The following is a 5,616-nucleotide window of genomic DNA, read 5'->3' as shown; positions in this document are numbered from 1 at the left end:
GTCGCGCGCGCCGACGGGGTGGTGGCGCGCTACGAGCAAACGGTGCTTCAAGCGGTGGAAGAACTGGAGTCGGCGCTGACCGAGTTTGGCCAGACCCAACAGCGCCTGGGCAATCTGGCACAGGCGGCGGCGTACAGCCGGCGCGCGGCGGAACTGGCGCGGTTGCGCTATCGCGAGGGTAGTGCGCCGTATTTGACGGTGCTGGACGCGCAGCGTACGCTTTTGCGCGCCCAGGACGCCGTGGCGGTCGCCGAAACGGATTCCTATACCCGTCTGGTGGCGCTGTACAAGGCGCTGGGGGGCGGCTGGGAAGCGGGGGCGCTGATGTGAGGCGCTGATGTGAGGTGCAGATGTGAGGCGCAGATGTGAGGCCCAGATGTTGGCGCAGATGTGAGGCCCAGATGTTGGCGCAGATGTTGGCGCTGAAGGCTGGCGCTGATGCAACCGGCTGATGGGCCGCCAAGTTCATGGCACCATAGGAACCTTACGCCCGGAGTATCGATATCGTCATGTCCGACAGCCTGTCCCACCCCGTCACCTGGATGCCGCATCAGCCGGCGGACCGCGTGTTGATGACCTTGAAGACGCGCGGCCCGCAGTCGGTTGCCGTCATCGCCAAGGCCATGGACGTGACCGCCGAAGCGGTGCGCCAACAGATGACGCGGCTGCATGCAGACGGGCTGGTCGACTCCGAAAGCCACAGCGCCGGGCGCGGCCGGCCTACCCAGATCTGGTTTCTGACCGATGCCGGCCACGGCCGCTTTCCCGATACGCACGCCGAAATGACGGTGCAGATGATTGGGGCCGTGCGCCAGGTGTTCGGCGACGACGGCGTGGACAAGCTGATCCAGGCGCGCGAGGCCGCCATGCTGGAAGGCTATCAGCGCGCGATGGCGGGCGCGGAAGATCTGCCATCCCGCCTTGACCGCCTGGTGCAAGTGCGCTCGTCCGAAGGCTATATGGCCGAATTGCGCAAGGACGGCGCCGATTTCCTGCTTATCGAAAACCACTGTCCGATCTGCTCGGCCGCCAAGGCCTGTATGGGCTTTTGCCGCAGCGAGCTGGATCTGTTCCGGAAAGTGCTGGGCGCGGACGTACAGGTGGATCGCGAAGAACATATCCTGAGCGGCGCGCGCCGCTGCGCCTACCGCGTTCGGCAGCGAGGCCCCGCCCTACAATCCGCGCATGACTCTCAAGCAACTTGAAGCGTTCTACTGGGCCGCCACCTGCGCCAGCTTTGCCGTGGCCGCTGAACGGCTGCACCTGTCGGTGTCGTCGCTGTCCAAACGCATTACCGAACTTGAGGACGCGCTGGGACGGCCGCTGTTTGACCGCAGCGGGCATAAGGCTGCGCTGACCGACGCCGGTCAGCGCCTGCTGCCGCAGGCCCGGCAATTGCTGGCCGCCGCCGACCAGGTGCGGGCGTCCATGGCGGAAACGCCCGGGCTGCGCGGCCGCTGCCGCTTCGGCGTGGGGGAACTGACCGCGCTGACCTGGCTACCGCGCTTGATCGGCGTGGTGCGGGCCGCCTATCCCGACCTGGTGCTGGAACCGTATGTGGACATCGGCCAGGTGCTGGAGCAGCGCGTGGCCGATGGCGAGCTGGATTTCGCCGTCATCGCCGGCCGGTTCTCGCGCGCGAATATCGCGTCGACTCCGATCGGCCAGGCCCGCTTTGCCTGGGCGGCGGCTCCCGCCGCCCTGGGCTCGGACACCCGCATGACCCCCGCGTTGCTGGCTCGCTTGCCGCTGGTGACCCTGCCGGCAGGCGCGGGCACCACCCGCATCATTGATGACTGGCTGGCCGGGCGCGATGCCGCGGGCGAAAGGCTCTGCTGCAACAACTGGGGCGCGATCGTCGGCCTGCTGATCGAAGGCACCGGGGTAGGGCTGATACCCGAACATTGGGCCCAGGCCTTGCAAGCGGAAGGCAGCCTGCGTGTGCTGCAAGGCGACCCCGAGCCGGCCGCGTTGCCGTATTCGTTCCAGTACCGGCGCGACGACGCGCGGCCGCTGGTTGCCCGGCTGCGCGAGTCCGTGACGGCGGCGGTGGACTTTTCCGCCCCTTGCCGCCTGCCTTGATTTCCCAGCCACCCGGCGTCCGCGAGGCGGCCGGTCGTGGGCCGTGTTTAGCAGCCAGACGGCCACCGCTCTATACAATCGCCGCGCGCCTGGCGCAGAATTCCACAGATGCAACGACGGAGAACACTCATGCGTAAACTTTGCCTCGCCATGGCCATGGCGGGAATGCTGGCCAGCGGTCTGGCGCAAGCCCAGTCCACCCTGCGTATCGGTCTGCAGGACGACCCGGACGTGCTGGACCCGGTGCGCGCGCGCACCTTCGTGGGCCGCATTGTCTTTGCCTCGCTGTGCGACAAGCTGGTCGACATCACCCCCGACTTGAAGATCGTGCCCCAACTGGCGCAGTCCTGGACGATAGGCCCGGACAACAAAACGCTGACATTCAAGCTGCGCGCCGATGCCGTGTTCCATGACGGCACGCCGGTCAACGCCGCCGCCGTCAAGGCCAACCTGGACCGCGCCCGCACGCTGCCCGACAGCAACCGCAAGAGCGAGCTGGCCACCGTCGCCAGCGTGGACGCGCCGGATGCCAACACCGTGGTGCTGACCCTGTCCGAGCCCGACGCCTCGCTGCTGTCGCAGCTGTCGGACCGCGCCGGCATGATGATGTCGCCCGCCAGCTTCGATAAGGACCCAGGGGGCAAGCCGGTATGTTCCGGCCCGTATCAGTTCAAGGAGCGCGTGCAGAACGACCGCATCGTGCTGGAGAAATTTCCCAAGTACTGGGACGCCGCCAACTTCCATTTCGACCGCCTGGTTTTCACGCCGATCCCCGACAACACCGTGCGCCTGAACAACCTGCGCGCGGGCGACCTGGACATCATCGAACGGGTGGCGCCCAGCGACGCCAAGGCAGTCAAGGACGACGGCAACCTGCGCCTGGCGCCGGTGACGGGCCTGGGCTTTCAGTCGATCTCGGTCAACCTGGGCAATGGCGCGCGCGCCAACAACCCGTTGGCCAAGGACAAGCGCGTGCGCCAGGCGCTGGACCTGGCCATCGACCGCGATGTGCTGAACCAGGTGATCGGTGAAGGCATGTTCCAACCGGCCTACCAGCCGTTCCCGCCCGCCAGCTTCGCCTACAACACCGCCTTCGAACACAAGGGCCGCGACCCTAAGAAGGCGCAGGCGTTGTTGAAGGAAGCCGGCTATGACCGCGTGAAGTTCGAGATCACCTTCGGCAACAACACGACCATGCAGCAGGTGTTCGAGTTGGTGCAGGCCATGGGTGCCGAGGCCGGTTTCGACATCACGCTGCGCCCGGTGGAATTCGCATCGCTGCAATCTTCGCTGGCGCGCGGCGACTTTGAAGTGGGCCAAAGCGGTTGGTCGGGCCGGGTCGATCCCAGCGGCAATATCCATCAATACGTCAGCTGCAAGGGCAACCTGAACGACGGCAAGTTCTGCGACGCGGGCGTGGACAAGCTGCTTAACGATGCGCGCGCTGAAGCCGACACGGCCAAGCGCCGCGCGCTGTACGACCAGGTGTTGACCCGCATGCAGGACCAGCGCCCCATCGTTTACCTGTTCTATCTGCCGTGGACCTTCGGCGTGCAAAAGAAGGTTGAAGGCTTTGTGCCTTACCCCGACGGCCTGATCCGCCTGAAGGGTGTGAGCGTCGCCAAGAAGTAAGCCGGGCGACCAACGACGGGATCCGGTTTCGGATCCCGTTTTTCATACTTGCGGGCGGCGTGCGCCGCCGCTACAGGAAGCATCATGTTTACGACTCGCCCGGAAATCCTTGGCACCTTCGGTGTCGTGACCTCTACCCATTGGCTGGCCAGCGCGACCGGCATGTCGCTGCTGGAACGCGGCGGCAACGCGTTTGACGCCTGCGCGGCGTCGGCCTTCGTGCTGCAAGTGGTTGAGCCGCATCTGGTCGGCCCCGCCGGCGAAGTGCCGGCCATCTTCTATTCGGCGCGCACGGGCAAGCTGGAAGTGCTGTGCGGACAGGGCACGACGCCGGCGGCCGCCACGCTTGAGCGATACCGCGCCGAAGGGCTGAAGCTGATTCCGGGTAACGGCTTGTTCGCCACCGTGATTCCCGGCGCGTTCGACGCCTGGATGCTGCTGCTGCGCGACCACGGCACGATGCGCGTGCGCGATGTGCTGGAACCGGCCATCTATTACGCCGAACACGGGCATGCGCTGATGCCGCGCATCTCCAATACTATCGCTGGCCTGAAGGATTTCTTTGAAGCCCATTGGCCCACCACCGCGGCGGTTTACGTACCCGGCGGCAAGGTGCCAGAAGCGCGCAAGCTGTTTCGCAATCCGGCTCTGGCGCGCACGTGGACGCGTGTGCTGAAAGAGGCAGAAAGCGTGGGCAACGACCGCGAACGCCAGATCGAGGCGGCGCGGGACGCCTTCTACCGGGGCTTCATTGCCGAGGAAATCGAGCGCTTTGCTCGCAATACCGACGTCATGGACGAAAGCGGCACGACGCACCGTGGCGTCATCACGGCCGACGACCTGGCGGGCTGGTCGGCCAGCTACGACACCCCGCTGACTTACGACTACCACGGCTACACCGTAGCCAAGGCGGGCGCCTGGAGCCAAGGGCCGGTGTTTTTGCAAACGCTGGCGTTGTTGAAGAACATGGACCTGGCGGGCGTGGGCCCGAACAGCGTCGAGTTCATCCACCGGGTTACGGAGGCGATGAAACTGGCCTTCGCCGATCGCGAAGCCTATTACGGCGACCCGGCTTTCATCGACGTGCCGCTGGCGCACCTGCTGTCGGACGCCTACAACGACGAACGCCGCGCATTGATCGGTGAGACGGCCTCGCATGATCTGTTGCCCGGCCAGGTGCCCGGCTTCGAGGCGCAGGTGGCGCGCGTGATGGACACGCTGGAACGCCTGTCGTCGGTGTCGGCGCATGGCAGCGCCACCAACGAACCCACGCTGGCCGATATGCGCGCGTCGGCCAAGCGCGGCGACACCACGCATGTGGACGTAATAGACCGCTGGGGCAACATGATTTCGGCCACGCCGTCGGGCGGCTGGTTCCAGTCGTCGCCGGTGATCCCCGAGCTGGGCTTCGGGCTGAACACGCGCGCGCAGATGTTCTGGCTGGAAGAGGGCTTGCCGGGCACGCTGGCGCCGGGCAAGCGGCCGCGCACGACGCTGACGCCGTCTTTGGCGCTGCGCGATGGCAAGCCGTACCTGGCTTTCGGCACGCCTGGCGGGGATCAGCAGGAACAATGGCAATTGCTGTTCTTTCTGCGTCACGTGCATCACGGGCTGAATTTGCAGGAAGCCATCGACCTGCCGATGTCGCACACCATGCACTTTCCCACTTCGTTCTATCCGCGCGATCGCAAGCCGGGCCATCTGGCGCTGGAGGCAAGCTTTGGCGCCGACGTGATCGACGGGCTGCGTCAGCGCGGTCATCAGATCGAGGAATTGCCGCAGTGGTCGGTTGGCCGCTTGACGGCGGCCTCGCGCGATGAAGACGGGCTGCTACATGCAGCCGCAACGCCACGCCTGATGCAGGCGTACGCCATCGGCCGTTGACCGTGGGGGAACGGGGCC

General features: G+C 66.0%; 5 protein-coding genes. All 5 read left to right on the top strand.

Annotated features, from left to right (window positions below; all coding sequences use genetic code 11):
• Positions 1 to 330, top strand: a 330-nt coding sequence (locus ACNPP0_RS08620; RefSeq protein WP_448705626.1) for a TolC family protein, incomplete at its 5' end; no start/stop codon positions are given.
• A 179-nt stretch (positions 331 to 509) separates the two neighbouring features.
• Positions 510 to 1,205: a helix-turn-helix transcriptional regulator gene (locus tag ACNPP0_RS08615; protein WP_332610750.1), complete on the top strand. Its 696-nt coding sequence runs from the start codon at positions 510 to 512 to the stop codon at positions 1,203 to 1,205.
• On the top strand, positions 1,186 to 2,082 hold the full coding sequence (locus ACNPP0_RS08610; RefSeq protein ID WP_448705625.1) for a LysR family transcriptional regulator: 897 nt from the start codon (positions 1,186 to 1,188) through the stop codon (positions 2,080 to 2,082). Before ACNPP0_RS08615 ends, ACNPP0_RS08610 begins: the two co-directional genes overlap by 20 nt.
• Positions 2,083 to 2,211: 129 nt before the next feature.
• Positions 2,212 to 3,714 (top strand): ABC transporter substrate-binding protein, encoded by a 1,503-nt coding sequence (locus tag ACNPP0_RS08605; protein ID WP_448705624.1) that lies wholly within the window; start codon positions 2,212 to 2,214, stop codon positions 3,712 to 3,714.
• An 84-nt stretch (positions 3,715 to 3,798) separates the two neighbouring features.
• A complete protein-coding gene (locus ACNPP0_RS08600) occupies positions 3,799 to 5,598 on the top strand; it encodes a gamma-glutamyltransferase family protein (protein WP_448705623.1) in 1,800 nt (599 codons plus the stop codon).
• Positions 5,599 to 5,616: the final 18 nt, after the last annotated feature.

This window comes from Achromobacter semiaridum (assembly GCF_053543755.1).
Note: the sequence above shows the minus strand (reverse complement) of the source record. Positions and strands in the feature narration are given on the sequence as shown.